Genomic DNA, 25,130 nt, shown 5'->3' with positions numbered 1-25,130 from the left:
ACGCCCTACGCCGCCCCGGCGTCCGGCAGCACCGCCGACACCCGGAAACCCCCCGCGTCCGTCGGCCCCGACACGAACACACCTCCGAGCCCCAGCACCCGCTCCCGCATACCCACCAGACCGTTACCGCCGCTCGGCAGCCCCGCATCCGCCGTCGCACCGTCCGTCGGACCGTTCTCCACCTGCATCGCCACCTCGGCCCCCCGATGCGCGAGCCGCACCCACGTCCTCGCACCCGCCGCATGCTTGTGGACGTTCGTCAACGCCTCCTGCACCACCCGGTACGCCGTCTGCTCCACCTCCGGGGCGTACGGACGCAGCTCCCCCTCCACCGACAGCTCGACCGTCATCCCCGCCTCACGGGACTGCGCCACCAGCGCCTCCACCTCGCACAGCCGCGGCCCGTCCTCCACCGCCGCCGCCGCGACCACGGCCGCCACCCGCCCCACCGACGCGAGCGGCACCCGCCCCGTCCGCGGGGCAGCCAGGGCGTCCCCGCTCCGCAGCACCCCGAGCATCTCCCGCAGCTCCGTCAGCGCCTGCCGGCCCATGTCCCCCACCAGCGCCGCATTGCGCACCGCCTTCGCCGGATCCTTCGGAGCCACCGCCTGCAGCGCCGCCGCGTGCACCACCATCAGGCTCACCCGGTGCGCCACCACGTCGTGCATCTCCCGGGCGATCCGGGTCCGCTCCTCCGTACGCGCCCACTCGGCCCGCTCCTCCGCCCGGTCCGCCAGCAGCGACAGCTCCCGCTCCAGCGAATCCGCCCGCTCCCGAAGGCTCTCCATCAGCCTGCGCCTCGCCCCGATGTACAGGCCGAAGATCGCCGAGGGCGCCGTCAGCCCCAGGGACATGAAGAGGGACACCACCGGCACGTACCAGACGCCCGGCCCGAAATCGGCATGGGCGTCCACGCTCTGCCGGAGCCGCACGTACGACACGATGAACGTGCCGACCAGCGTCATCCCCGTCAGCACGACCGTGATCCTGCGCGGCACCTCGGAAGCAGCCAGGGTGTACAGCCCGACGATCCCCATCAGGAAGCCCATCTCGGCGGGCGTCGTCGCGATCGACACCAGCACCACGGCGATCGGCCACCGCCTGCGCACCACCAGGACCGAACCCGCGAGCAGACCGAAGAGCACCGCGAGCGGCACCGGCAGCCCGGTGTCCCCGGCGAACTCCACCCCCTCCAGCGCGCACTCCAGCGCCGAGACCAGCGCCAGCCCCACGTCCAGGACGACACTGCGCCGCCGCTCCCACCACCAGTAGCCGCGGGTGGTCGGACCCGCCGCTTCCCGGTCTGCCCCCGTTGCGGTCATGGCATCCAGCCTACGGGCGGGCGCATCTGTTTTTCCGGAGACTCCATCAGCACGGAAAGTGACCGGTCGTACGCCAAACACAGGCAGATCGCACGATCCGGTGAAACGAGCATTCTTTCGACCCGGACGTCCGCATTCCGGACGACGCTGTCTGAATGACACATGCCAGCGGCAAGTACGCGGACTTCGAAGGGCTGCGCGAGAAGGCGGTCGCCCTGCGGAGGGAGGGGTTGAGCCGTCGCCAGATCCGGGACCGGCTGCTCGTCGACAACAACGACATCCTCAACCGCCTCCTGGAGGGCGAGCCGGCCCCGGAATGGACGAAGCGCCCGAACGCCAAGGACGACCTGCGCGCGAAGGCCCGGGAGCTGCGGCTCCAGGGCATGACCTACGACCAGATCCAGGTGGAGCTGGGGTGTTCCAAGGGGTCGATCTCGCTATGGGTACGGGATCTGCCGAAGCCAGAACGGAAACGCACCGCCGAGCAGGCATCCGAGATCGCTCGTCGCGGCTGGGAAGCGACTCTCCAACGGCGCGATGCCGAACGGGTACGGACGAAGAAGGCGGCGGCGGCGGAGATCGGCTCACTCAGCCCGCGCGAACTGTTCCTGGTCGGCGTGGGCCTCTATTGGGCGGAGGGGAGCAAGTCGAAGCCCTACCGTTCACAGGAGAGGGTCACCTTCATCAACAGCGACCCCGACATGATCTCCGTCTATCTGGCATGGCTACGCCTCCTGGGCGTATCTCCGGAGCACCTCCGGTTCCACGTCCACATCCACGAGTCGGCCGACGTCGCAGCGACGGAGCACTACTGGGCCGACCTCACAGGTGCCACGGCCTCCGCGTTCGGCAAGACCACGCTCAAAAGGCACACCCCGAAGACGAATCGAAAGAACACAGGTGAGGGTTACCGAGGTTGCCTTGTGGTCCGAGTTCTGAAAAGTGCGGACCTGTACCGTCGCATCGAGGGCTGGTGGTGCGGCATAGTAGGGGCTGCGAAATGCACCGATCAAGAGAATCGGGCATAACACCACAGACCATCCCGGGTCGTCTAATGGCAGGACAAATGGTTTTGGTCCATTGAATGAGGGTTCGATTCCTTCCCCGGGAGCTCCGAGCGCGGGCCCCGACCTCACCGGTCGGGGCCCGCGCTCGTTTCGGGCGTAAACGCCCCCGGTATCCTGCGGGTGTCCACCACCCGAAAGCCGAAGGGCAATCCCGTGAGCGTCCACCACCCGGCCGCCGTCGTCGTCCTCGCAGCGGGTGAGGGCACCCGCATGAAGTCGAAGACCCCCAAGGTCCTGCACGAGATCTCCGGGCGCTCGCTCGTCGGACATGTCGTCGCCGCCTCCCGTGAGCTCGACCCCCAGCACCTCGTCGTGGTCGTCGGTCACGCCAGCGAGCAGGTCACCGCACACCTCTCCGCCGGGGACACCCCCGTGCGCACCGCATTCCAGGCCGAGCAGAACGGCACCGGGCACGCCGTGCGGATGGGCCTGGAGGAGCTGGGCGGCACCGTCGACGGCACCGTGATCGTCGTCTGCGGCGACACCCCGCTGCTGTCGGGCGAGACCCTCTCCGCGCTGGCCGCCACCCACGCCGCCGACGCGAACGCCGTCACCGTGCTGACCGCGGAGGTCCCGGACTCGACCGGCTACGGCCGGATCGTCCGTGACGCGGGCACCGGGGCGGTCACCGAGATCGTCGAGCACAAGGACGCCACCGACGCGCAGCGCGCGATCCGCGAGATCAACTCGGGAGTGTTCGCCTTCGACGGCCGCCTGCTGAGCGAAGCCCTCGGCAAGGTGCGTACGGACAACAGCCAGGGCGAGGAGTACCTCACCGACGTGCTGTCGATCCTGCGTGAGGCCGGGCACCGCGTCGGCGCCTCGGTCGCGGGCGACCACCGGGAGATCCTGGGCATCAACAACCGGCTCCAGCTGGCGGAGGCCAGGCGCCTGCTGAACGAGCGGCTCCTGGAGCGCGCGATGCTCGCCGGCGTGACGGTCGTGGACCCGGCGTCCACCCTGATCGACGCGACGGTGACGTACGAGCGGGACGCGATCGTGCACCCGGGGACGCAGCTGCTCGGCACGACCCACCTGGCGGAGGACGCCGAGGTCGGCCCGAACTCCCGCCTGAAGGACACGGTCGTCCACGCGGGCGCGCGGGTGGACAACTCGGTCGCGGACGGCGCCGAGGTGGGCCCCGCGGCCACCGTGGGCCCCTTCGCCTATCTGCGGCCGGGGACGCGCCTGGGTGCGAAGTCCAAGGCGGGTACGTACGTCGAGATGAAGAACGCGACGATCGGCGAGGGCACGAAGGTGCCTCACCTCAGCTACGTGGGGGACGCGACGATCGGTGACCACACCAACATCGGTGCGGCGAGCGTCTTCGTGAACTACGACGGGGTGGCCAAGCACCACACCACGATCGGGTCCCACTGCCGGACAGGGTCGGACAATATGTTTGTGGCGCCTGTCACGGTCGGGGACGGCGTTTACACGGCGGCGGGTTCGGTCATCACCAAGGACGTACCGGCCGGCTCGTTGGCCGTGGCCCGGGGCCAGCAGCGGAATATCGCGGGCTGGGTCGCCCGGAAGCGTCCCGGGAGCGCGGCGGCTCAGGCCGCCCAGGCCGCCGCCCAGGAGTCCGACGGCGAAAGCTGACCGGAAACAGGTACGCCGAAGGCGGCGTACCGTGATAGATGCTCACCCCATTTCGGCTGGCTCGTCGCACATCGGGACACATGCGCGCGGCGCCAGATACACGTCTGAGGAGACTGTGCTGTGACCGGGATCAAGACGACCGGCGAGAAGAAACTGATGTTCTTCTCCGGCCGCGCCCACCCCGAGCTGGCCGAGGAGGTCGCACACCAGCTGGGTGTCGGTCTCGTGCCGACGAAGGCCTTCGATTTCGCCAACGGCGAGATCTACGTACGCTTCCAGGAGTCCGCCCGCGGCGCCGACTGCTTCCTGATCCAGAGCCACACGGCTCCGATCAATAAGTGGATCATGGAGCAGCTGATCATGCTGGACGCGCTGAAGCGCGCGTCGGCACGGTCCATCACAGTGATCGTGCCGTTCTACGGCTACGCCCGTCAGGACAAGAAGCACCGTGGCCGTGAGCCGATCTCGGCGCGTCTGGTCGCGGACCTGATGAAGACGGCGGGTGCGGACCGCATCCTCACCGTCGATCTGCACACGGACCAGATCCAGGGCTTCTTCGACGGCCCGGTGGACCACCTGTTCGCGCTGCCGATCCTGGCGGACTACGTCGGTGCGAAGGTGGACCGGTCGAAGCTGACGATCGTGTCGCCGGACGCCGGCCGCGTGCGGGTGGCGGACCGCTGGTGCGACCGTCTGGACGCGCCGCTGGCGATCGTCCACAAGCGCCGCGACAAGGACGTGCCGAACCAGGTCAGCGTCCACGAGGTCGTCGGCAACGTCGAGGGCCGGGTGTGTGTCCTGGTCGACGACATGATCGACACGGGTGGCACGATCTGCGCCGCGGCGGACGCCCTGTTCGCGCACGGCGCCGAGGACGTCATAGTGACGGCGACACACGGGGTGCTCTCCGGCCCTGCCGCGGACCGCCTGAAGAACTCGAAGGTCAGCGAGTTCGTGTTCACGGACACGCTGCCGACCCCGGGCGAGCTGGAGATCGACAAGATCACGGTGCTGTCCATCGCTCCGACGATCGCGCGTGCGGTCCGTGAGGTCTTCGAGGACGGTTCGGTCACGAGCCTGTTCGAGGAGCAGGAGTGACCGCCTCCGGGTGACCACCTCCGGGTGATCGACTTTGGGTACGGCCTCCCCGCCGGGTAGACTCAGTGAGTTGCTCGGCGAGGGAGGCCGTTCTCATGCGTGGTCATGGGAGCCGCTGGTCCGTTATCGACGCGCTCTTCGTAGCAGGCCTGTCGTGGGCCGGGTGACCATCGGTTTTTCGTCACCTCACGAGGAGTGCAGCATGGCTGAGATCAAGCTCGACGCAACGGTCCGCACGGAGTTCGGCAAGGGCGCTGCCCGTCGCACCCGTCGCGCCAACCTGGTTCCCGGGGTCGTCTACGGCCACGGCGCCGAGTCGGTCCACATCAACCTGCCGGCCCACGAGCTGCAGCTCGCGCTCCGTACGGCCAACGTCCTCATCGGTCTCGAGATCGACGGCAAGGACGCCCTGGTCATCCCGAAGGCCGTCCAGCGCAACGCCATCAAGGGCAACATCGAGCACGTCGACCTCCTCACCGTGAAGCGCGGCGAGAAGGTCGAGGTCGAGATCGCGGTGCACGCCGAGGGCGACCTGGCCCCGGGCGGCAACCTCCTGGAGTACGTGCAGAACACCCTGCTCGTCGAGGCCGAGGCCACCCACATCCCCGAGTCCGTCACGGTCTCGATCGCGGGTCTGGACGCCGGCGACTCGATCCTGGCGAAGGACATCCCGCTGCCGAAGGGCTCCGTGCTCGCCGGTGAAGGCGACGCCGTCGTGCTCCAGGTCGTCGCGGCGCAGGTCGAGGAGGCCCCCGCCGAGGAGGCTCCCGCCGAGGCCTGATCCTCGCCCCACCTGCTTCACTGACGGGGTGGCGGTTCCCTTCCGGGGGTTCCGCCGCCCCGTTTCCCTGTATCGACCGGTATGTACGCACCGCGAGGAGACCGAGCTCTGATGTCCGACGCCACCGACCCCTGGCTGATCGTGGGCCTCGGAAATCCCGGTCCCGACTATGCGGCGAACCGGCACAACGTCGGCTTCATGGTGGCCGATCTGCTGGCGGAGCGGATCGGCGGGAAGTTCAAGCGGGCGCAGAAGGCGCAGGCTCAGGTGCTGGAGGGGCGGATCGGTCCTCCAAGGCCTCTGAGCCGTCGCGTGGTGCTGGCGAAGCCGATGTCGTACATGAATCTCTCGGGCGGGCCGGTCACGGCGCTGCGCGATTTCTACAAGGTCCCGCTCGATCACGTCGTGGCGGTGCACGACGAGCTGGACGTCGATTTCGGCATGCTGCGGCTGAAGCTGGGTGGCGGCGACAACGGGCACAACGGGCTGAAGTCGATGACGAAGGCGATGGGTCCGGAGTACCACCGGGTGCGGTTCGGGATCGGCCGGCCGCCGGGGCGGATGCAGGTCGCCGACTTCGTGCTGAAGGACTTCTCGTCGGCGGAGCGCAAGGAGCTGGCGTATCTCGTGGACCGGGCGGCGGACGCGGTGGAGTCCTTGCTGGCGGAGGGGCTGGAGCGGGCTCAGTCCGCGTACAACTCCTGACATTCCTGCTGGTTCCTGGGTGTTTTTCGGCCACAGGTTGACCGGTGGCAGGGCTCTGCCCAAGGATCTGCCCCCATGAAACGGAGTTCCTCCCACCGGCTGCTGGCTCATGGCCGTACGTTCGCCGCCGGCTGTGTCGTCGTGTTGCTGCTGGTCGCCGGTGTGTGGTCGTCGTGGGACACGGCGCACCACATAGTCCTGGCCAAGGGCCGTGAGCACGGCACGATGGCGGTGACGGCGTGCGGTGAGGATGCCTGCACGGGGTCGTTCGCTCCGGGCGCGGATGCGGAGAAGCGGTCCTCGGTGACGATCGAGCGGTCCGTCGCGGTGAAGAAGGGGGCGCGTTTCCCCGTCGTGGTGAAGCCCGGGACCGGGGACGTGGTGCGTACCGGGACGCCGGGCTTTCTGCACGCGTGGGTGCCGCTGGGCGGTGCGCTGGTGCTGGCCGCTCTGGTGATCGGCGGCGGGATGCGGCTGACGCGGACGGCGTGGGCCACGGGGATCGCGGGTGCGGCCCTGCTGACGGCGACGTTCGTCGCCCTCTGACAGGGCCGCACCCGCGCAGTTGTCCCGGGTGGGGTCAGCCGGTGTTGCGGAGGCCCGCGGCGACACCGTTCACGGTGAGCAGCAGGGCCCGGGCGAGCAGCGGGTCGGGCTCCTCGCCGCGTTCGACTGCCTGTCGCTGGCGGGCGAGCAGGGAGACCTGGAGGTAGCTGATCGGGTCCAGGTAGGCGTCGCGGATGGCGAAGGTCTGCTGGAGCACCGGGCTGGTGCCGAGGAGTTCCTTGCTGCGGGTGACCTTGAGGACTTCCTGCACGGTGAGTTCGTGCTCGGCCTCGATGTCGGCGAAGACGTGCTTGAGTTCGTCGGGGACGAGGGTGTCGACGTAGTGCCGGGCGATGCGCAGGTCGGTCTTGGCCAGGGTCATCTCGACGTTGGAGATGAAGTTCTGGAAGAAGTGCCACTGCTCGTGCATTTCTTCGAGGACGTTGCCGAGGCCGGCTTCGCGCAGGGCCTTGAGGCCGGAGCCGACGCCGAACCAGCCGGGCACGATCTGCCGCGACTGGGTCCAGCCGAAGACCCACGGGATGGCGCGCAGGCCGTCGAGCGAGACGCCCGAGCCGGGGCGGCGGGAGGGCCGCGAGCCCAGGTGCAGGTCGGCGAGCTGGTCCACCGGGGTGGAGGCGAGGAAGTACGTCGGCAGGTCGGGGTCCTCGACCAGCTTGCGGTAGGCCGCGTGGGCGGCGTCCGAGACGGTGTCCATGGCCGCGTCCCAGCGGGCGAGCGCTTCGTCGGACTGGCGGGGTGCGGTGTGGAGCGCGGAGGCCTGGAGGGTGGCCGCGACGGTCAGTTCCAGGTTCTCGCGGGCGAGGGCGGGGATGAGGTACTTGTCGGAGATGACCTCGCCCTGTTCGGTCACCTTGATCTCGCCCTCGAGGGTGCCCCAGGGCTGCGCGAGGATCGCGTCGTGCGAGGGGCCGCCGCCGCGGCCGACGGTGCCGCCGCGGCCGTGGAAGAGGCGCAGGCGTACGCCGTAGCGGTGGGCCACGTCGCGGAGCCGGCGCTGGGCGCGGTGGATCTCCCACTGGGAGGTGGTGATGCCGCCGAACTTGGAGGAGTCGGAGTAGCCGAGCATGACCTCCTGGACGTCGCCGCGGAGTGACACGAGGCGGCGGTAGGAGGGGTCGGCGAGCATCTCGTCGAGGATGACGTCGGCGGCCTTGAGCTCGTCGGTGGTCTCCAGGAGCGGGACGATGCCGATCTTGGCCCAGCCGCCGTGGAGGTCGAGGAGTCCGGCTTCGCGGGCGAGGACGGCGGCGGCGAAGACGTCGTCGGCACCCTGGCACATCGAGATGATGTAGGACTCGATGACTTCGGGGCCGAAGCGCTCGAAGGCCTGCTTGATGGTGTGGAAGACGCCGAGGGTCTTCTCGCCGGCGGCGTCGAGCGGGGCCGGGGTGGGTGCGAGGGGGCGGCGGGAGCGGAGTTCCTTGGCGAGGAGCTTCTGCCGGTAGTCGCGGGGCATGTCGGTGTAGCGCCAGGATTCCTCGCCGAGGCGGTCGAAGAGCTGACCGAGGGCGTGGTGGTGGGCGTCGGCGTGTTCGCGGACGTCCATGGTGGCGAGCTGCAGGCCGAAGGCGGACAGCGTGCGGATGGTGCGGTCCATGCGGCCGTCGGCGAAGAGTCCGCCGCGGTGTTCGCGCAGGGAGGTCTGGATGAGCGCGAGGTCGGCGATGAGCTCGGCGGTGCCGAGGTAGTCGCAGCCGGGGCGGTGGGGTGTGCCGGTGGCGAGGCGCTCGCGGGTGTTGACGAGCTTCTGGCGGATGCAGGTGGCCTTGAGCCGGTAGGGCTCCTCGGCGTTCAGCCGCTTGTAGCGGGGGCTGATCTCGGGGAGCAGCTCCAGGTCGGTCTGGAGGGAGGTGAGGAGCTCGTCGGTGGCTCCGGTGTAGCGGATGGAGTTGGAGAGGAGTCCGCGCAGCTGGTCGATGAGTTCGAGGGCGTCGGTGATGCCGTGCTCGTGCTGGAGGATGAGCACGTCCCAGGTGACCTTGGGCGTGACGTTGGGGTTGCCGTCGCGGTCGCCTCCGATCCAGGTGCCGAAGGTGAGGGGGCGGGTGCCGGCGGGCAGTTCGACGCCGACGCGCTCCAGTTCCGCGGCCAGGTCCTCCAGGACGTCGCCCACGGCGTTGGCGTGGAGTTCGTCGAGGTAGTAGATGGCGTTGCGGGCCTCGTCGGCGGGCTCCGGGCGGACGACGCGGAGTTCGTCGGTCTGCCAGATGAGGTCGATGTTCTCGGCCAGGCGGACGTCCTGGCGTCGGCGGTCGGCCTCGATGACGGGGGTGTCGAGGAGCTCGGCGATGCGGCGGAGCTTGTTGAGGACCGAGCGCCGGGCTGCCTCGGTGGGGTGTGCGGTGAAGACGGGCCGGACGTTGAGGTTCTTGACCGTCTCGCGCAGGTGTTCGGGGTCTGCGTCCTTGAGGCGGTCCGCGGTGCGGGCGAGGAGCCCTCCCTCGGCGGACCGGCGGTCGCGCATCTCGTGCGCGCGGTGGACCTGCTCGGTGACGTTGGCGAGGTGGAAGTAGGTGGAGAAGGCGCGCACGAGCTGCGCGGCGGTCTCCAGGTCCGTGTCGCCGAGGAGCTCGGCCGCTGCCTCGCCGTCCTCGCGGGTCAGGGCGCGGACGCGCTCGACGAGGTCGAGGAGGTCCTGGCCCTCCTGTCGTACGAGGGTCTCGCCCAGCAGGTCGCCGAGGCGGCGGATGTCGGCCCGCAGTTCGGTGTTGGCGGCAGGGGTCTGGTCGGCACTGCTCACAGTGTGCGGCTCCTTGCAGTGGTTGAGCACGTCTGTCAGGGGGGCCGGGGCGCTCGCGGTGCTGACGGGTCACCCCGGATATGCAGAGTGCGGACCGCGCTGTCCGACGCACCCAGGATAGGTGTCGTGGCGGTGGGCGTGCTCGTTGCCCTGGGGAGGGGTGCTCGATCCGGGGTAGACGAGGGCCGGGAGCCCGGTCGCACAAGGGTTGCCTGTTCGGTGTTCTCGTGTCGCGGGCCTCCTCGCTGCCATACTTACGTTGCCGTAGGTTACGGAAGCGTAGCCCGCTCATACCGTCATATTTCCTCACCTCACGGGGGACTCCCCAATGCCCACCAGCCCCGATGTGATCGACGACGGCCTGCCGACCGCGGCAGGCGACTCCCCAGGCGCATCCGCCACGCTCGGCGGCGACAAGAAGCGTTCGATCGAACAGATCGCGCTGCTGCTCTTCATCGTGGTGCCGTTCGCCGCCCTGGTCGCGGCGGTGCCGCTGGCCTGGGGCCGCGGTGTCAGCTGGCTCGATCTGGGCCTGCTGGTCTTCATGTACTACCTCGGGTGTCACGGGGTGACGATCGGCTTCCACCGCTACTTCACGCACGGTTCGTTCAAGGCGAAGCGTCCGCTCCGTATCGCTCTGGCGGTCGCCGGTTCGATGGCGGTGGAGGGTCCCCTCGTGCGGTGGGTGGCCGACCACCGCAAGCACCACCGGTTCTCGGACGCCGAGGGCGACCCGCATTCGCCGTGGCGGTTCGGTGAGAACATGCCGGCCCTGATGAAGGGCCTGTGGTGGGCCCACATCGGCTGGATGTTCAACGAGGAGCAGACACCGCAGCAGAAGTACGCCCCGGACCTGGTCAGGGACCCGGCGATCCGTGGGATCTCGCGTCACTTCCTCAGCTTCACGATCCTGTCCCTGGCCATTCCGCCCCTGGTCGGCGGGCTGGTGACGTGGTCGTGGTGGGGCGCCTTCACCGGCTTCTTCTGGGGTTCGCTGGTCCGGGTCGCGCTCCTGCACCACGTCACGTGGTCGATCAACTCGATCTGCCACGCGGTGGGCAAGCGGCCCTTCAAGTCGCGTGACCGGTCCGGGAACGTGTGGTGGCTGGCGGTCCTCTCGTGCGGCGAGTCCTGGCACAACCTGCACCACGCGGACCCGACGAGCGCGCGGCACGGCGTGATGAAGGGCCAGATCGATTCCAGTGCCCGGCTGATCCGCTGGTTCGAGAAGCTGGGCTGGGCCCACGACGTGCGGTGGCCCGACGCCTCACGTATCGCCTCCCGGCGCAAGCCCGCGGCCGCCGACCCGGCATGATTGACGACGTGGCGACCGACGGAAGCACCAGCGGCGAGAAGAGCATGCCTGCCCCCACGCGCAGGGCCCGGCGGGTCCGCATGACGGGCAAGGAGCGCCGCGAGCAACTTCTGGACATCGGCCGCGCCCTGTTCGCCGACAAGGGCTTCGAAGGCACCTCGGTGGAGGAGATCGCGGCACGTGCCGGGGTCTCCAAGCCGGTGGTGTACGAGCACTTCGGCGGCAAGGAGGGCCTGTACGCCGTCGTGGTCGACCGCGAGATGCGCCAGCTGCTGGACCTGGTGACGGGGGCGCTCACGGCGGGCCATCCGCGTGAGCTGCTGGAACAGGCGGCGTTCGCACTGCTCGACTACATCGAGACGTACACGGACGGTTTCCGGATCCTGGTCCGCGATTCGCCGGTCGCGCAGTCCACGGGCACGTTCGCCTCGCTGATCAGTGACATCGCCACGCAGGTCGAGGACATCCTGGGCCTGGAGTTCAAGGCCCGGGGCTTCGACGCGAAGCTGGCTCCGCTGTACGCCCAGGCGCTGGTCGGGATGGTGGCGCTGACCGGTCAGTGGTGGCTGGACGTGCGGAAGCCGAAGAAGGCGGAGGTCGCCGCCCATCTGGTGAATCTGGCGTGGCACGGGCTGGAGAACCTGGAGTCGAAGCCGCGGCTGATAGGCCACCGGAAGAGCTGAGCCCGGCAGCCGGGCCCTGGACGCGCTGTGACGCCCGGCGCGGGCGTTCAGCTCGCCGTGCGGGCCACCGCGAAGATCCGGCGGAACGGGAAGACCGTGCCGTGCGGGCCCGCCGGATACGCGGTGCGCAGCAGGTCGCGGTATTCGCCGAGGAAGGCGTCGTGGGCCCGGGGGTCGTCGGCGAGGGCGGTGAGGACGGGGCGCAGGCCCGTTCCCTTGACCCAGTCGAGGACGGCGTCCTCTCCCTGGAGCAGGTGCAGGTAGGTGGTCTCCCAGACGTCGGCGGTGCGCCCGGGTGCGGTGAGGCGTTCCAGGTAGTCGGCGGGGGTGTGTACGGCGTCGCCGTGTCGCAGGAGGCCGCCGAGGCGGTCGTGCCAGCGGGGGGATCCGGCGAGTTCACGCATGAGGGAGTGGCTGGGGGCGTCGAAGTTGCCGGGGACCTGGAAGGCGAGGGTGCCGCCGGGGGCGAGGGCGTCCAGCCAGCGGGGGAGGCGCGCCGCGTGGCCGGGGACCCACTGGAGCAGGGCGTTGGAGATGATCAGGTCGTAGGTCTCGGAGGGCTCCCAGGTGCCGGCGTCGGCCTCGGTGAAGTCGAGGAGGGGTCCGGCGTGGGTGCGGGCGCGCTCCAGCATCTGGGGGGAGTTGTCGTAGCCGGTGATGCGGGCGGCGGGCCAGCGGTCGGCGAGGACGGTGGTGACGTTGCCGGCGCCGCAGCCGAGGTCGGCGATCCGGGGTGCGGGTTCGTGCGGGAGGGGCCCGATCCGGGCCAGGAGGTCGTGGAAGGGGCGGGTGCGGTGGTCGGCGTGGCGGAGGTACTGGCGGGGGTCCCAGACAGGTGCTGTCATGCCGTCAGGATCACCGCGCAAGTCTCTTGATGTCAAGACACTCGAATTCAAGAGACTTCATGTCGAGGGACCATCTACACTGATCGACATGGAGGACGAGGTCGACCGACTGGTCGCTGCATGGCGCCGCGAGCGCCCCGACCTCGACGTGGAACCACTCGAGGTCCTGAGCCGCGTCTCCCGCCTGGCCCGGCATCTCGACCGGGCCCGCAGAATCGCCTTCGCGGAGCACCACCTGGAGCCCTGGGAGTTCGACGTCCTGACGTCGCTGCGCCGCGCGGGCGCCCCGTACCAGCTCTCCCCCGGCCAGCTCCTCACCCAGACACTGGTCACCTCGGGCACGATGACGAACCGCATCGACCGGCTGACCAAGAAGAATCTGGTGGAGCGGCTGCCCGACCCCAGCGACCGGCGCGGCGTCCTCGTCCGGCTGACCGACCTCGGGCGCGACAAGGCCGACCAGTCCCTGGCCGGCCTGCTCGACCAGGAGCGGGCCATCCTGGGCGAGCTCTCCCGCCAGCAGCGCTCCGAACTGGCCGGGCTGCTACGCCAGTTGACCGCCCCGTTCGACAACATCCCCGGCTAGCGGGGCCGGACCCACCCCGGCCCGCCGGGCCAGCGCCACAGCCGCAAGGGTCGAGTGCACGCCCAGCTTCCCCAGCACGTTCTGCATGTGCGTACGCACCGTGTGCGGGGACAGGAAGAGGCGCTCCGCGACCGCCTTGCGGCCCAGCCCCGCCACCATGCAGCGCAGGACCTCACGCTCGCGCGGCGTCAGCGACTCCACGAGCTGCTCGCTCTCGGTGCGGTGCTTGCGGGCCGCCGTCAGCTCCCGCAGCACACCGGTCAGCAGGGCGGGCGGCAGGTGCGTCTCGTCGCGCAGCACTCCCCGTATGACGGTCAGCAACCGTTGCAGCGAACAGTCCTTGGCGACCCAGCCCGAGGCGCCGGCCTGCAGCGCCATCGCCGCCCGGCGCGGGTCGTCCTTCTCCGCGAGCACCACCGTACGGATGTGCGGGCGTCCCGACCGGACCCCGGCGACCAGCGAGATGCCGTCCACCGGGCCTCCGGCGCTTCCGCCGTCGTCCGGTGCACCGCGCGGCGCGGGAACCGTCCGGGCGCCGCCCGTGGCGAGGACGCCCAGCTCGGCGTCGACCAGCATCACGTCATAGCGGCGTCCCTCGGTGGCCGCGCGTTCCAGACAGCGCAGCGCGGCGGGACCGCTGCCCGCCGCGGACACGTCGACGTCCGGTTCGGCCGCGAGGGCCGCGGCGAGGGACTCGGCAAAGATGCGGTGGTCGTCGACCACCAGGACCCGGATGCGACCCACAGACACCCCCATGCTGTGTGAACTCCTGGGGCGCCCCGTTCACGGCCGGCCCCGACGGGGACGGATCCTGCGGACACGACGCCCGGAGCACTCCGGTGAACCGCCGGCGCACGGCCGCCGCCGTGTGCCGGCCGCCACCCGCTCCGGGCGTCGTGTCCGACTGTCTCGTCCCCTGAAACGGCACCGGCCCCCACCGGTGCTGAGCATCAGCGTACGGGGGGCGGTGGGCGCCGGAAGGTGATTCGCAGAACTGACCGCCCAAGGTGTTTAGGGTGTTGTTCATGTTCCGTCTTGAGACAGAAGTAGACAAGGAACGTCGTATTCTGCTGGGCCGTCGGCTGCACGACGACAACTGGGACGGATCACCGGAGCTGCGTGCCCTGCATTCCACCTCCGCCGGGCACGAAGTACCGCTGGAGGTCTGGCTCCTGGACGGCGAGGGGGCGCTGGCCGGCGGACTGAGCGGGCGGACCTGGGCCTACTGGCTCCATGTGGACCTGCTCTGGGTCGACACCCGGCACCGCGGTCTGGGTCTCGGCTCGCGGCTGCTCGCCGAGGCGGAGCGCCTCGCCCGCGACGACCGGGCGTGCACCCGCTCCCGGCTGGAGACCTGGGACTTCCAGGCCCCGGACTTCTACCGGAAGCAGGGGTACGAGGTGGTCGGCGCGGTCGAGGACTACCCGCCCGGCGTCGCGGAGCTGATCCTGGTCAAGCAGTTGGAGCGAGCCGCCGGCCCCCAGCCGAGGGAACCGCGGGGAAGACTCCTGGGGCGGCGTAGCCGGCCGAGGTGAAGGCCTCCGAGACGGCCTTGGCGACGGTGTCCGCCATCGCCTCCTCCACCAGGACGATCGCCGAGCCGCCGAAGCCGCCGCCGGTCATCCTCGCCCCGAGCGCCCCGGCGGTGTCCGCCGTCGAGACCACGAGGTCCAGCTCCGGGCACGAGACCCGCAGGTCGTCGCGGAGCGAGAGGTGCCCCGCGTTGAGCACCGGGCCCGCCGCGCGCACGTCGCCCTTGTCGAGCAGCGCGATGACCTGCTCCACCCGGTGGTTGTCGCTCACCACATGGCGGACGTAGCGCACGACCGACTCGTCCTCGCCGGCCGCCGCGAGGGTCTCCAGCGCGGCGTCCAGACCCTCGTACGGAAGGTCGCGGAGGGTGCCGATGCCGAGGGCCCGGGCTCCCGCCTCGCAGCCGGACCGGCGCTCCGCGTACGCGCCGTCGCCCAGGGCGTGCTTGACCCGGGTGTCCACGACGAGCAGCTGCAGCCCGTGTGCGGCCAGGTCGAAGGGGACCTGGCGCAGGGTGAGGTCGCGGGTGTCGAGGTGCAGGGCGTGGCCCTCGGTGCAGCACGCGGAGGCCATCTGGTCCATGACCCCGCAGGGCACACCGACGAAGGCGTTCTCGGCCCGCTGGCCGAGCACGGCGATCTCCGGGGCGGAGAGGCCCAGTGCGAAGAGGTCGTTCAGGGCGAGCGCGGTGACGACTTCGAGCGCGGCCGACGAGGAGAGGCCGGCGCCCACGGGCACGGTGGAGGTGAGCTGGATGTCGGCGCCGGTGACGGGGTGTCCGGCCTCGCGGAGCGCCCAGACGACACCGGCCGGGTAGGCGGCCCAGCCGTGACCGGAGTGCGGGGCCAGCTCGTCGACGCGCAGCGAGACGACACCGCCCGGTACGTCGGTGGAGTGCAGGCGGAGCTGCCCGTCGGTGCGGCGGGCGACGGCCGCGCGGGCGTGGTGCGGGAGGGCGAGCGGCATGACGAAGCCGTCGTTGAAGTCGGTGTACTCACCGATCAGGTTCACCCGTCCGGGTGCTGCCCAGATCCCTTCGGGTGCGCTCCCGTAGAGCTCGGTGAAGGAGGCGGTGAGCTCGGCGTTGTCGGTCATGGGGCGGTGGGCTCCTCTCGGCGGGCGAACGTCCAGGCGTCGGCGACGATGGCGGCCAGGTCTGCGCGGGACGGCTTCCAGCCGAGCCGCTTCCTGGCGGTGGCCGCGGAGGCCACGAGGACGGCCGGGTCGCCGCCGCGCCGGGGGGCCGCGGTCTCGGGGACCGGGTGGCCGGTGACCTGGCGGACGGTCTCGATGACCTCGCGCACCGAGAAGCCGTTGCCGTTGCCGAGGTTGCAGATGAGGTGCTCGCCCGCGGTGGCCGTCTCCAGGGCCAGCAGGTGGGCCTCGGCGAGGTCGGCGACGTGGATGTAGTCGCGTACGCAGGTGCCGTCGGGGGTCGGGTAGTCGTCGCCGTAGACGGAGATCGACTCGCGCTGCCCGAGGGCGACCTGGAGGACCAGCGGGATGAGGTGCGACTCGGGGTCGTGGCGTTCGCCGTGGCTGCCGTAGGCCCCGGCGACGTTGAAGTAGCGCAGGGAGACCGCCGCGAGGCCGTGTGCGGCGGCCTCACCGGTGATCATGTGGTCGACGGCGAGCTTGGAGGCGCCGTACGGGTTGGTGGGTGCGGTGGGGTCCGACTCGGTGATGGGGCTGGAGACGGGCTCCCCGTACGTCGCCGCCGTGGAGGAGAAGACGAGGGTACGCACCCCCGCGTCGCGCATGGCGGCGAGGAGGGCGGTGGTGCCGCCGACGTTGTTGACCCAGTACTTCTCGGGGTCGACGACGGACTCACCGACCTGGGAGTACGCGGCGAAGTGGAGCACTCCGTCGTAGGTGGGGTCCAGCCACTCGGCGGCGTCCTGGATGCGGCCCTCGATGAATTCGGCGCCCCGGGGGACGCCCTCCCGGAAGCCGGTGGACAGGTCGTCGAGGACGGTCACGGTGTGACCGGCCTCCAGCAGGTGTGCCGCGACGACACCGCCGACGTATCCCGCTCCGCCGGTCACCAGGTACTTCTTGCCGGTGTTGCTCACTCGCTCGCTACCTCTCGCAGTCGCTGGGCCGCGGCCTCCGGCGGCACGTCGTTGATGAAGACGCCCATGCCGGACTCGGAGCCCGCGAGGAACTTCAGCTTGCCGGTGGTCCGCCGGATGGTGAAGAGCTCGAGGTGCAGACCGAACTCCTCCCGACCGGGGACCCTGAAGGGAGCCTGGTGCCAGGCGGAGATGTACGGGGTCGGCGGCTCGCCGGGGCCGAAGATCCGGTCGAATCGCCTCAAGAGTTCCAGATAGATCTGTGGGAACTCTGTCCGCGCGCCCTCGTCGAGCTCCCGGAGGTCGGGGACGCGGCGGCGCGGGTGGAGGTGGACCTCGTAGGGCCAGTGCGCGGCGTACGGCACGAAGGCGACCCAGTGCTCGCCCTCCAGGACGATCCGGTCGCCGTCGGCCAGCTCGCGGGCGACGACGTCGTCGAAGAGGTTGCGGCCGGTCTCCGCGCGGTGGGCCTCCATCGAGCGGAGCATCTGCCCGGTGCGCGGGGTGACGAAGGGGTAGCCGTAGATCTGCCCGTGGGGGTGGCCGAGGGTGACGCCGATCTCGGCGCCCCGGTTCTCGAAGCAGAACACCTGGGTGACCTGCGGGAGCTCGGCGAGGTCGGCGGTGCGGTCGGTCCAGGCCTCCAGGACCAGGGCGGCCTGGTCCTCGGTGAGTCCGGCGAAGGACACGTCGTGGTCGGAGGTGAAGCAGACGACCTCGCAGCGTCCGGAGTCGCCGGCGAGGGAGGGGAAGCGGTTCTCGAAGACGGCGACGTCGTAGGCGGCGTCGGGGATCTCGCTGAGCCGGCCCTCCCGGGAGGGGCAGAGCGGGCACTCGTCGGCCGGCGGGTGGTAGGTGCGGCCCTGCCGGTGCGAGGCGATGGCCACCGAGTCGCCGAGCAGGGGGTCGTGGCGGATCTCCGAGGATGTCGAGACGGCATCCAGCGGCCGCAGGTCGACGGCGTCGCGGACGGTGTCGTCCGCGGAGTCGTAGTAGATCAGCTCACGGCCGTCGGCGAGGGTCGTAACCGTCTTCTTCACCAGGCTCCTCCATGTGACGCCCTCCAAACATAACCGCACATAACAAATCACAACTCAACACGCCAGTCAATGCCGCCGAGACCTGTGAAGGCACAATATTTACAGGCGGATAGACCGGGACATTTCACTCCGTGCGATCACGATCAAACAAAGAACGCCATCCAACCTGTTCATTTTCTGAACACAAAGGCGTAGGTTCCGACGGGTTCAGTTCGCGCAACGAAGCGAGTACCCCCCATGCAATATCTGGCCGAAGGGCTCCGGCTCCCCACGAACGGGCTCGATTACACAATCCTGGCGATCTACTTCGTCGTGGTGCTCGGCATCGGCTTCGCCGCCCGGGCCAGTGTGAAGACGAGTCTCGACTTCTTCCTCTCCGGACGGTCACTGCCCGCCTGGGTGACCGGTCTGGCCTTCGTCGCGGCGAATCTCGGGGCGACCGAGATCCTCGGCATGGCGGCGACCGGCGCGCAGTACGGCGTCGCGGTCGTCCACTGGTACTGGATCGGCGCCATCCCCGCCATGGTCTTCCTCGGCCTGGTGATGATGCCCTTCTACTACCGGTCGAAGGTCCGCTCCGTACCGGAGTTCCTGCTGCACCGCTTCGACAAGTCGGCGCACCTGCTGAGCTCCGTACTCTTCGCCTTCTCGGCGATCCTGATCGCGGGCGTGAACCTCTACGCCCTGTCGATCGTCGTGGAGGCGCTCCTGGGCTGGCCGCAGTGGGTCGCGATCATCGTCGCGGGCCTCTTCGTCCTCGTGTACATCACCATCGGCGGCCTCTCCTCGGCGATCTACAACGAGGTGCTGCAGTTCTTCGTCATCCTCGCCGCCCTGATCCCGCTGACCCTGCTGGGCCTCAAGCGTGTCGGCGGCTGGGACGGCCTGAGCGGCTCGCTGGAGAAGCAGCACGGCGCGGACTTCATGACCGCGTGGGGCGGAACCGGCATCGGTGACGCCAACCCGCTCGGCGCCAACTGGCTGACGATCATCCTCGGCCTGGGCTTCGTGCTCTCCTTCGGCTACTGGACGACCAACTTCGCCGAGGTGCAGCGCGCCCTGTCCGCGAAGAACCTCTCGGCCGCCCAGCGCACCCCGCTGATCGCCGCCTTCCCGAAGATCTTCATCGTCTTCGCGGTGATGATCCCCGGCCTGGTCGCCGCCGTCCTCGTACCGAAGATCGGTACGCCCGGCTCGGACCTGACGTACAACGACGCCATCCCGCTGCTGATGCAGGAGCTCCTGCCCAACGGCGTGCTCGGCATCGCGGTGACCGGTCTGCTGGCCGCGTTCATGGCCGGTATGGCCGCCAACGTGTCCTCGTTCAACACGGTGTTCACCACGGACATCTGGCAGCGGTACGTGAAGAAGGACAAGCCGGACGCGTACTACCTGCGCTTCGGCCGGCTGATCACCGCCGTGGGTGTGCTGGCCTCGATCGGCACCGCGTTCATCGCCGCCAGCTTCTCCAACATCATGACGTACCTGCAGACGCTGTTCTCGTTCTTCAACGTCCCGCTCTTCGTCGTCTTCATCATCGGCATGTTCTGGAAGCGCGCCTCGATGAAGTCCGGCGTCTGGGGCCTGCTGGCGGGCACCACGGCCGCGATGGTGAACTACTTCGTCATCTACAAGCAGGGCATCATCGACATCCCGTCCGACCAGGGCGCCAACTTCGTCTCCGCCATCGTCGGATTCGTCGCGGGCGCGGTCGTCATGGTCGCCGTCACCCTCTTCACCGCCCCCAAGCCGGAGGCCGAACTGGCCGGCCTGGTCTACGGGACGGAGGCCCCGGGCGCCGAGGAGCCCCCGGAGCAGGGCGACGACGCCTGGTACCGCAAGCCCGCCCTGCTCGGCTGGGGCGCCATGATCCTCGCCGCCCTGTGCTACCTGCCCTACTCGCTCTGATCGGAGGCACTCACCATGTCCGACCTGCACAAGGAAGTCTCCGAGCTGGAGCGCACGTCCGCGACCGCGGCCAGGCTCTTCGACATCCGGCGGATCATCGGCGGTCTCTTCGTGGTCTACGGAGTGATCGTCACCATCGCCGGCATCAACCCGTCCGACGCCGACCTGAAGAAGGCCGAGGGCGTCCACATAAACCTGTGGACCGGCCTGGCCATGCTGGCACTCGGGCTCTTCTTCCTGATCTGGATGAAGCTGCGCCCGGCCCAGGTGCCGGACGAGGCACCCGGCACACCGGAGAGCTGACCGGAACCGCCCCGCGGGGGCCGGACGATCACGCGTTCACGCGAGACCGTCCGGCCCCCGCGGCGTTCCCGCCCGGTCGAGCAGCCCCGTACGGGCGGCGAGCGCGGCGGCCTCAAGGCGGGAGCCGACGCCGAGCTTCATCAGCACCCGCTGCACGTGGGTGCGCGCGGTGCTCGGCGCGATCCCCATGCCGGCCGCGATCAGCCGGGTGTCCTCGCCCTCGGCGACCCGCACCAGCACCTCGACCTCGCGCGGGGTCAGCATGCGGAGCAGCCGTTGCCCCTCGTCGTCCGGCTGGGCCGCCGGGTGCAGCAGCTCGGCGAACGCGCCCCGCAGCAGCTGCGGGGCGATCGCGGCCTCCCCCGCGCGGGCCTTGATCATCGCGCGTTCGACACCCTCGATGCGTTCGTCGTGGCGGACGTATCCGGCCGCTCCGGCGGCGAAGGCGGCCGCGATGCCGCGCGGACTCGGCACCGGGCCGAGCACCACCACCGCCACCTGCGGACGCTCACGCCCTATCCGGACGATCGGGTCGAACACGCCGGGTTCGGCCGGCGCCGCCGTGCCGAACAGGCAGACCTCGGGCGCCCTGCTGACGACCAGTTCCGCGGCCCCGGACGTCGGCGCGGCTGCCGCGAGCACGCGGTGCCCCCGCAGTTTCAGTGCCGAGGCGAGTGCCTCGGCGAGCAGACGGTGGTCGTCGACCACCATGAGCCGCACGCCCATCGGAAATGCCCCCATGTTGTACAGCGCTGTACCGCTGCGTCACCCTGACCAGGCCCCCCGGCCTCTCTGACCCGGCAAGTTACACGCTTGTTCGACGTGACGCGCCCCCTACCGGGCAGAAGCCCCCCAGAATGCCGAATTCTGCGTAATTCAGGGCCACTTGCCGGTCGAAAAACGACCGGCCCTGCCGGTTGGATGATCAACCGGCAGGGCCGTCGTAGCCGGCCCGACAGCGGGCCGGGCGGGTCAGACTGTGCTGAAGGAGACGACGAGGTACTGCTTGTCGTCCAGCGAGGAGTTCTTGCTGGGCTCACTGATCATCTGCTCGGAGATGAACAACCGCCCCTTCTCGTAGATGAACTCGGCGTAGTTGGTGGAGAAGCTGGTCTCCGCCTCGCGTACCGCCTCGTCGTCCGGGTTGACCATCAGCACGGTCTCCTTGAAGGAGGAGCCGTCGATGGAGACGATCTGGCCGCCCTTGTCGTACGGAGGCCGCTTGTACGCGATGACGTCGGAGCCGTCCATGCGCAGCGGGGTCAGCGTGTAGCGGTCGCCCGCGTCGGCCTTGCCCCCGACGAGCTTGCCGGTGGTGAGGTCGAAGGCGACGATCTCGTTGGTGTCGCCGTACTCGCCGCCGCCCTCGTGCTCCTCGGTCGGCACGTAGAGCTTGTTGTTGCCGACCGCCAGGGAGGTGCACTTCTCGACCTCGGTGGAGCCGCAGTCGGCGGCGTACTTGTCCGCGTCGGCCGAGATCCTGACGATGAGCTTGCCGGTCGCCGCGTCGATGGAGAAGAAGTCGGAGATGCTGCTGCCGTCGCCGGCGGTGTCGCCGACGTCGGCCGCGACGACGAGCGGCTTGGTGGACACGATGCTCGCGTACTCGACGCCGGCCGGCATGTTGTACGAGGAGAGCGGTGCGCCGGTGGCCGGGTCCAGTGCCTGGATGGTGAGCTGCGGATCGTCGTAGCCGCCGCACTTGCGGACCACCGCGAGGGCGTCGCCGCCGCCGTAACCCATGTCGTAGCAGTTGTTGGTGTCCGCCTTCGGCTTCCAGAGCTCGGCGCCGTTGGCGAGGTTGAAGGCGGCGCCGCCGCTGGTGCCGCCCGCGGCGACCGTGGAGCCGCTGAGCGTGACCTCGTTGAACCGGACGGGCTCGTCACCGCTGGACGCCGAGGTGACGGACTTGCTCCACATCAGCTTGCCGGTGGCCAGGTCGAGGGCGCCGATCTGGTTGCAGGAGGGGTACTTGTCCGCGGCGCTCGGCTTGCCCTCCTGGAAGGCGACGGCCGTCTTGTAGTCCTTGCTCATGTGCCGGGACGCGGCGCAGACCTGGCCCTTGAGCGGGATCGACCAGAGCTTGGTGCCCTTGGCGAGGTCGTAGCCGACGATCTCGTTGACGCCGCTCTTCACGTACGCCTTGTCGGTGACCCAGGATCCGTCGACGACCGTGGTGTCGGTGACCTTCGGGTGGGGGAGCTGGAAGCCGACCTTGGACTTGGTGTCGGCCGGGGCCTTCTCGGTGCCGCCGCCCAGGCCGCCGCCCTCGCCGCCCTTGCCCTCGCCGCCGCCGGTTCCGGCGGAGGTGACGTCGTCCTGCTTGCCGCCGTCGTCACCGCTGGTGGAGGAGTAGACGACCCCGCCGCCGATGATCAGCACCACGGCGACGGCCGCGGCGACGATGATCTTCATCTGGGTGCTGAACTTCTTGCCGCCGCCCGGCTGGGGTGCGGCGTACTGCGGGTGCATCGGGGCGGTCGGATAGCCGTACCCCTGCTGCGGAGGCATGCCGGGCTGTCCGGGCGGCCCCTGCGGGAAGCCGTAGCCGGGCTGGGCCGGCGGCTGCCCGGGGGGCGGAGCCTGCGGGTATCCGTATGCGGGGTTCTGCGGCGGCTGCCCGGGCGGGGGCCCCTGCGGGGCTCCGTAGCCACCGGGCGGCGGAGGCGGCGGGCTGCCGTACCCACCGGGGGGCGGGGTGGGCGGCGGGCTGCCGTACCCACCGGCCGGCGGGGTGGGCGGTGCTGCCGGGGGCTGCTTGCCGAACGGGTCGGCGGGCGGCGGGGTGGGCGCGCCGAACCCACCGGGCGGCGGGTCCTGCGGGGCGCCGAATCCGCCCTGGGGCGGTTCGTTGGGCGGCTGGGGCGGCTGGGTCATGGCGTACGTACCTCTGCGGGGTCTGAGGAGGAGGGGGAGCTGCGGGTGCCGTCGTCGGCCGTCACTTGCCGAAGGCCATCATGGTCGTCTGCTCCTTCTCCTCCTCGTCGTTGCTCGCGCTGACGCGGTTGCTGACGACGAAGGAGCGGCCGCCCGCATAGGCGATCTCGGACGAGAAGAAGTTCTCGATCTGCGTGGTCGAGTCCGGGTGCTGCAGCAGGACCTTGGGGGCGCCTCCGGTCGGCGCGATCGTCGCGATCGCCCCGCCCTTGTCGTACGAGGGCTCCAGGTAGACCAGGACGTTGCCGCCCTCCATGCGCAGCGGCTTCATGGTGCGCTCGGCGGGGGCCGCGGACTTCCACTTGGTCTTGCCGGTGTTCAGGTTGAACGCGATGACCTTGTTGGTGCGGGCGCTGCCGCTGGTGTCGTCCTCGGTCATCATGTAGAAGGTGTTGGCGTCGGCGGCGAGGCCGGTGCAGCCTTCCAGGTGCCCGCCGAAGACCACGAAGCCGCCTCCGCAGTCGACGGAGAGCTTGTCACCCTTGTCGCTGATCAGCTGGGAGCGGAGTGTTCCGTCCTCCTTGAGCGCGAGGATGCCCCACTTCTTGTCCTCGCTGTGGGTCAGCGAGACGACGAGAGGGCTCACCGAGTAGACCTTGTCGACCTCCCAGCCGAGCTTGGGCTGGTACGTCCACTTGGCCTTCCCGGTGGTCGGGTCGATCTCCTGGATCTGGTTCTGCGGGTCCTCCCCGTACTCCGTGGGGCAGCTGGCCGCGGCGATCAGCTTGGGGCCGCCGGCGAAGGCGAACGGCTTGCAGCCGCTCGACGGGTTGCCGAACAGCTCCTTGCCGTCGCTGACGCGGTAGGCGTTGGAGTTGCTCGTGCGGCCGACAGCCACGGTGTCACCGCTGATCGCGATGCCGATGTCGGACAGCAGGTCGAAGTTGCCGTTCTTCTTGACGGGCTTCTTCCAGCCGGCCTTGCCGGTGTTGAGGTCGACCATCTGCAGATCGGCGCAGGTGGCCTTGTCCGTGGTGCCGTTCTTCACGCCGATGACGATCTTGCCGTCGGCGGTGGCCGTCCCGGGTGCCGCGCACAGGTCGGTGGACAGCGGGAGCTTCCACTTCTCCTTGCCGTCGGCGACCGAATATCCGACGACCGAGCGGTACATGCCCTTGACGAGGGTGTCCCCGACGATCCACGGGCCGTACACGTCGGCGCCGTTGCGCGGCAGGTCGATGTCGTTCTTGGTCAGCCAGAGGACCTTCGCCTCGCCGTCCTTGCGCCCGGCGTTGAGGTCGTCGTTCGCCTCACGGCCGTCGCCCTTGCCGTCGCCCTGGTCGATGCTGGGCGAGGTGCTCGGCTCGACGGTCCCGCCGGTGGGCTTGGAGACGGGCTTCTCCTCGTCGTCACCGCTCGTGAGGAGGAAGATGCCGCCACCGACGACGAGGAGCGCGGCGAGCGCCGCACCGATGACGACGGCCGGCTTGCCCTTGAAGGGGCCGCCGCCGGAGCCGCCGGGCGCGGGCGCTCCGGGGTACTGCTGCTGCGGGTAGCCGTAACCGGGCTGCTGGCCGTACGGGCCGGGCTGCTGACCGTACGGACCCGGCTGCTGGGCGTACGGGCCGGAGGGGGCACCGTACGGACCGGGCTGCTGGGCGTACGGTCCGGGCGCCTGCTGTCCGGGCGCCTGGGGGTAGCCGTAACCGGGCTGCGCCCCGGGGGCCGGGTAGCCGTAGCCCGGCTGTGCGGGGGGAGGCGTCTGCGGAGGCCCGGGCGGCATCTGCGGTGGGGCCGCCGGTGGTGACTGCGGCTGGGGCGGCGGCTGAGGAGTGCCCTGCGGTTCCTGCGGAGCCCCGAAGCCCCCCTGCGGCGGTTGCTGGCTGGGCGGCTGGGTCATCAGCACGTCCCCCTTCGTGCGGTCCGGTGCCCGTTCCGGTCTCCCCCGCGATTCCGCTGGGCTCAGAGGATCAGGTGCAGTGAATCTCTGAATTCCCCCCGGAAAGGAGCGAATCGGGCATGGCTTCCGCGGTGTTGCGACAGTCGAGCGGGGCTTCTTTGTACCACCCGCACCACGCGGGGC

At 69.9% G+C, this 25,130-nt stretch carries 21 protein-coding genes, 1 tRNA gene and 1 pseudogene; 13 read left to right on the top strand and 10 right to left on the bottom strand.

The window, feature by feature from the left end; all coding sequences use genetic code 11:
• Positions 1–5: 5 nt before the first annotated feature.
• Positions 6–1,322 (bottom strand): sensor histidine kinase, encoded by a 1,317-nt coding sequence (locus ACFUNE_RS30220; protein WP_383574564.1) that lies wholly within the window; start codon positions 1,320–1,322, stop codon positions 6–8.
• 155 nt (positions 1,323–1,477) lie between these two features.
• Between ACFUNE_RS30220 and ACFUNE_RS30215 the strand changes: the two genes are divergently transcribed.
• The 7 genes from ACFUNE_RS30215 to ACFUNE_RS30185 all read left to right on the top strand — a co-directional run bounded on the left by ACFUNE_RS30215 (position 1,478) and on the right by ACFUNE_RS30185 (position 7,121).
• The gene (locus tag ACFUNE_RS30215; RefSeq protein ID WP_383574562.1) at positions 1,478–2,350 is read left to right on the top strand and encodes a hypothetical protein; all 873 of its coding nucleotides are present in this window, start codon (positions 1,478–1,480) and stop codon (positions 2,348–2,350) included.
• 12 nt (positions 2,351–2,362) lie between these two features.
• Positions 2,363–2,433 (top strand) — tRNA-Gln (locus ACFUNE_RS30210).
• 109 nt (positions 2,434–2,542) lie between these two features.
• Positions 2,543–3,991 (top strand): bifunctional UDP-N-acetylglucosamine diphosphorylase/glucosamine-1-phosphate N-acetyltransferase GlmU, encoded by a 1,449-nt coding sequence (glmU, locus tag ACFUNE_RS30205; protein ID WP_383574700.1) that lies wholly within the window; start codon positions 2,543–2,545, stop codon positions 3,989–3,991.
• Between the two features lie 120 nt (positions 3,992–4,111).
• Positions 4,112–5,089: a ribose-phosphate diphosphokinase gene (locus tag ACFUNE_RS30200; RefSeq protein WP_329229727.1), complete on the top strand. Its 978-nt coding sequence runs from the start codon at positions 4,112–4,114 to the stop codon at positions 5,087–5,089.
• Positions 5,090–5,291: 202 nt separating this feature from the next.
• The gene (locus tag ACFUNE_RS30195; protein WP_383574560.1) at positions 5,292–5,870 is read left to right on the top strand and encodes a 50S ribosomal protein L25/general stress protein Ctc; all 579 of its coding nucleotides are present in this window, start codon (positions 5,292–5,294) and stop codon (positions 5,868–5,870) included.
• Positions 5,871–5,981: 111 nt separating this feature from the next.
• Positions 5,982–6,575 (top strand): aminoacyl-tRNA hydrolase, encoded by a 594-nt coding sequence (gene pth, locus ACFUNE_RS30190; RefSeq protein WP_383574558.1) that lies wholly within the window; start codon positions 5,982–5,984, stop codon positions 6,573–6,575.
• A gap of 75 nt (positions 6,576–6,650) precedes the next feature.
• Positions 6,651–7,121, top strand: coding sequence for a hypothetical protein (locus ACFUNE_RS30185; protein WP_383574556.1), 471 nt, complete (start codon positions 6,651–6,653; stop codon positions 7,119–7,121).
• Between the two features lie 34 nt (positions 7,122–7,155).
• Here ACFUNE_RS30185 and ppc read toward each other — a convergent pair whose 3' ends face one another.
• The gene (ppc, locus tag ACFUNE_RS30180) at positions 7,156–9,885 is read right to left on the bottom strand and encodes a phosphoenolpyruvate carboxylase (protein WP_383574554.1); all 2,730 of its coding nucleotides are present in this window, start codon (positions 9,883–9,885) and stop codon (positions 7,156–7,158) included.
• 328 nt (positions 9,886–10,213) lie between these two features.
• Between ppc and ACFUNE_RS30175 the strand changes: the two genes are divergently transcribed.
• Together ACFUNE_RS30175 and ACFUNE_RS30170 are read left to right on the top strand one after the other, a co-directional pair.
• Entirely contained in the window at positions 10,214–11,200 is a 987-nt protein-coding gene (locus ACFUNE_RS30175; RefSeq protein WP_383574552.1) for an acyl-CoA desaturase, read from the top strand.
• The gene (locus ACFUNE_RS30170; protein WP_031098629.1) at positions 11,197–11,883 is read left to right on the top strand and encodes a TetR/AcrR family transcriptional regulator; all 687 of its coding nucleotides are present in this window, start codon (positions 11,197–11,199) and stop codon (positions 11,881–11,883) included. Before ACFUNE_RS30175 ends, ACFUNE_RS30170 begins: the two co-directional genes overlap by 4 nt.
• Before the next feature lie 47 nt (positions 11,884–11,930).
• Here ACFUNE_RS30170 and ACFUNE_RS30165 read toward each other — a convergent pair whose 3' ends face one another.
• Positions 11,931–12,728 carry a trans-aconitate 2-methyltransferase gene (locus tag ACFUNE_RS30165; protein WP_383574549.1) on the bottom strand — a complete coding sequence of 266 codons (798 nt, stop codon included), beginning with the start codon at positions 12,726–12,728 and terminating at the stop codon, positions 11,931–11,933.
• 88 nt (positions 12,729–12,816) lie between these two features.
• On the opposite strand from ACFUNE_RS30165, the gene ACFUNE_RS30160 reads away from it, so the two are divergent.
• On the top strand, positions 12,817–13,314 hold the full coding sequence (locus ACFUNE_RS30160; protein WP_383574547.1) for a MarR family winged helix-turn-helix transcriptional regulator: 498 nt from the start codon (positions 12,817–12,819) through the stop codon (positions 13,312–13,314).
• On the opposite strand, the gene ACFUNE_RS30155 is transcribed toward ACFUNE_RS30160, so the two are convergent.
• Complete coding sequence (locus tag ACFUNE_RS30155) at positions 13,273–14,070, bottom strand: LuxR C-terminal-related transcriptional regulator (RefSeq protein WP_383574545.1); 798 nt, start codon at positions 14,068–14,070, stop codon at positions 13,273–13,275. The genes ACFUNE_RS30160 and ACFUNE_RS30155 overlap by 42 nt on opposite strands.
• Before the next feature lie 269 nt (positions 14,071–14,339).
• Between ACFUNE_RS30155 and ACFUNE_RS30150 the strand changes: the two are divergent.
• Positions 14,340–14,777, top strand: a pseudogene (locus ACFUNE_RS30150) (GNAT family N-acetyltransferase); the annotation flags it as partial.
• Here ACFUNE_RS30150 and galK read toward each other — a convergent pair.
• The 3 genes from galK to galT are packed head-to-tail and all read right to left on the bottom strand — an operon-like array spanning position 14,767 to position 17,959.
• Positions 14,767–15,942: a galactokinase gene (gene galK / locus ACFUNE_RS30145; protein ID WP_383574543.1), complete on the bottom strand. Its 1,176-nt coding sequence runs from the start codon at positions 15,940–15,942 to the stop codon at positions 14,767–14,769. The pseudogene ACFUNE_RS30150 and the gene galK overlap by 11 nt on opposite strands.
• Positions 15,939–16,919 (bottom strand): UDP-glucose 4-epimerase GalE, encoded by a 981-nt coding sequence (gene galE, locus ACFUNE_RS30140; RefSeq protein ID WP_383574541.1) that lies wholly within the window; start codon positions 16,917–16,919, stop codon positions 15,939–15,941. Before galE ends, galK begins: the two co-directional genes overlap by 4 nt.
• Complete coding sequence (gene galT / locus ACFUNE_RS30135; protein WP_383574539.1) at positions 16,916–17,959, bottom strand: galactose-1-phosphate uridylyltransferase; 1,044 nt, start codon at positions 17,957–17,959, stop codon at positions 16,916–16,918. Before galT ends, galE begins: the two co-directional genes overlap by 4 nt.
• 237 nt (positions 17,960–18,196) lie before the next feature.
• Here galT and ACFUNE_RS30130 point away from each other — a divergent pair, with 237 nt between their 5' ends.
• Both ACFUNE_RS30130 and ACFUNE_RS30125 read left to right on the top strand, forming a co-directional pair.
• Entirely contained in the window at positions 18,197–19,867 is a 1,671-nt protein-coding gene (locus ACFUNE_RS30130; RefSeq protein ID WP_383574537.1) for a sodium:solute symporter family protein, read from the top strand.
• 15 nt (positions 19,868–19,882) lie between these two features.
• Entirely contained in the window at positions 19,883–20,170 is a 288-nt protein-coding gene (locus tag ACFUNE_RS30125; RefSeq protein ID WP_383574535.1) for a hypothetical protein, read from the top strand.
• A gap of 36 nt (positions 20,171–20,206) precedes the next feature.
• Here ACFUNE_RS30125 and ACFUNE_RS30120 read toward each other — a convergent pair whose 3' ends face one another.
• The 3 genes from ACFUNE_RS30120 to ACFUNE_RS30110 all read right to left on the bottom strand — a co-directional run bounded on the left by ACFUNE_RS30120 (position 20,207) and on the right by ACFUNE_RS30110 (position 24,947).
• Positions 20,207–20,896, bottom strand: coding sequence for a LuxR C-terminal-related transcriptional regulator (locus ACFUNE_RS30120; RefSeq protein WP_383574698.1), 690 nt, complete (start codon positions 20,894–20,896; stop codon positions 20,207–20,209).
• A gap of 246 nt (positions 20,897–21,142) precedes the next feature.
• Positions 21,143–23,047: a PQQ-binding-like beta-propeller repeat protein gene (locus tag ACFUNE_RS30115; protein ID WP_383574533.1), complete on the bottom strand. Its 1,905-nt coding sequence runs from the start codon at positions 23,045–23,047 to the stop codon at positions 21,143–21,145.
• Positions 23,048–23,108: 61 nt separating this feature from the next.
• Entirely contained in the window at positions 23,109–24,947 is a 1,839-nt protein-coding gene (locus ACFUNE_RS30110) for a PQQ-binding-like beta-propeller repeat protein (RefSeq protein ID WP_383574531.1), read from the bottom strand.
• Positions 24,948–25,130: the final 183 nt, after the last annotated feature.

The sequence above is a fragment of the Streptomyces sp. NPDC057287 genome (assembly GCF_042667905.1).
GTDB lineage: Bacteria > Actinomycetota > Actinomycetes > Streptomycetales > Streptomycetaceae > Streptomyces.
This window is presented reverse-complemented; position numbering and strand designations above follow the sequence as displayed.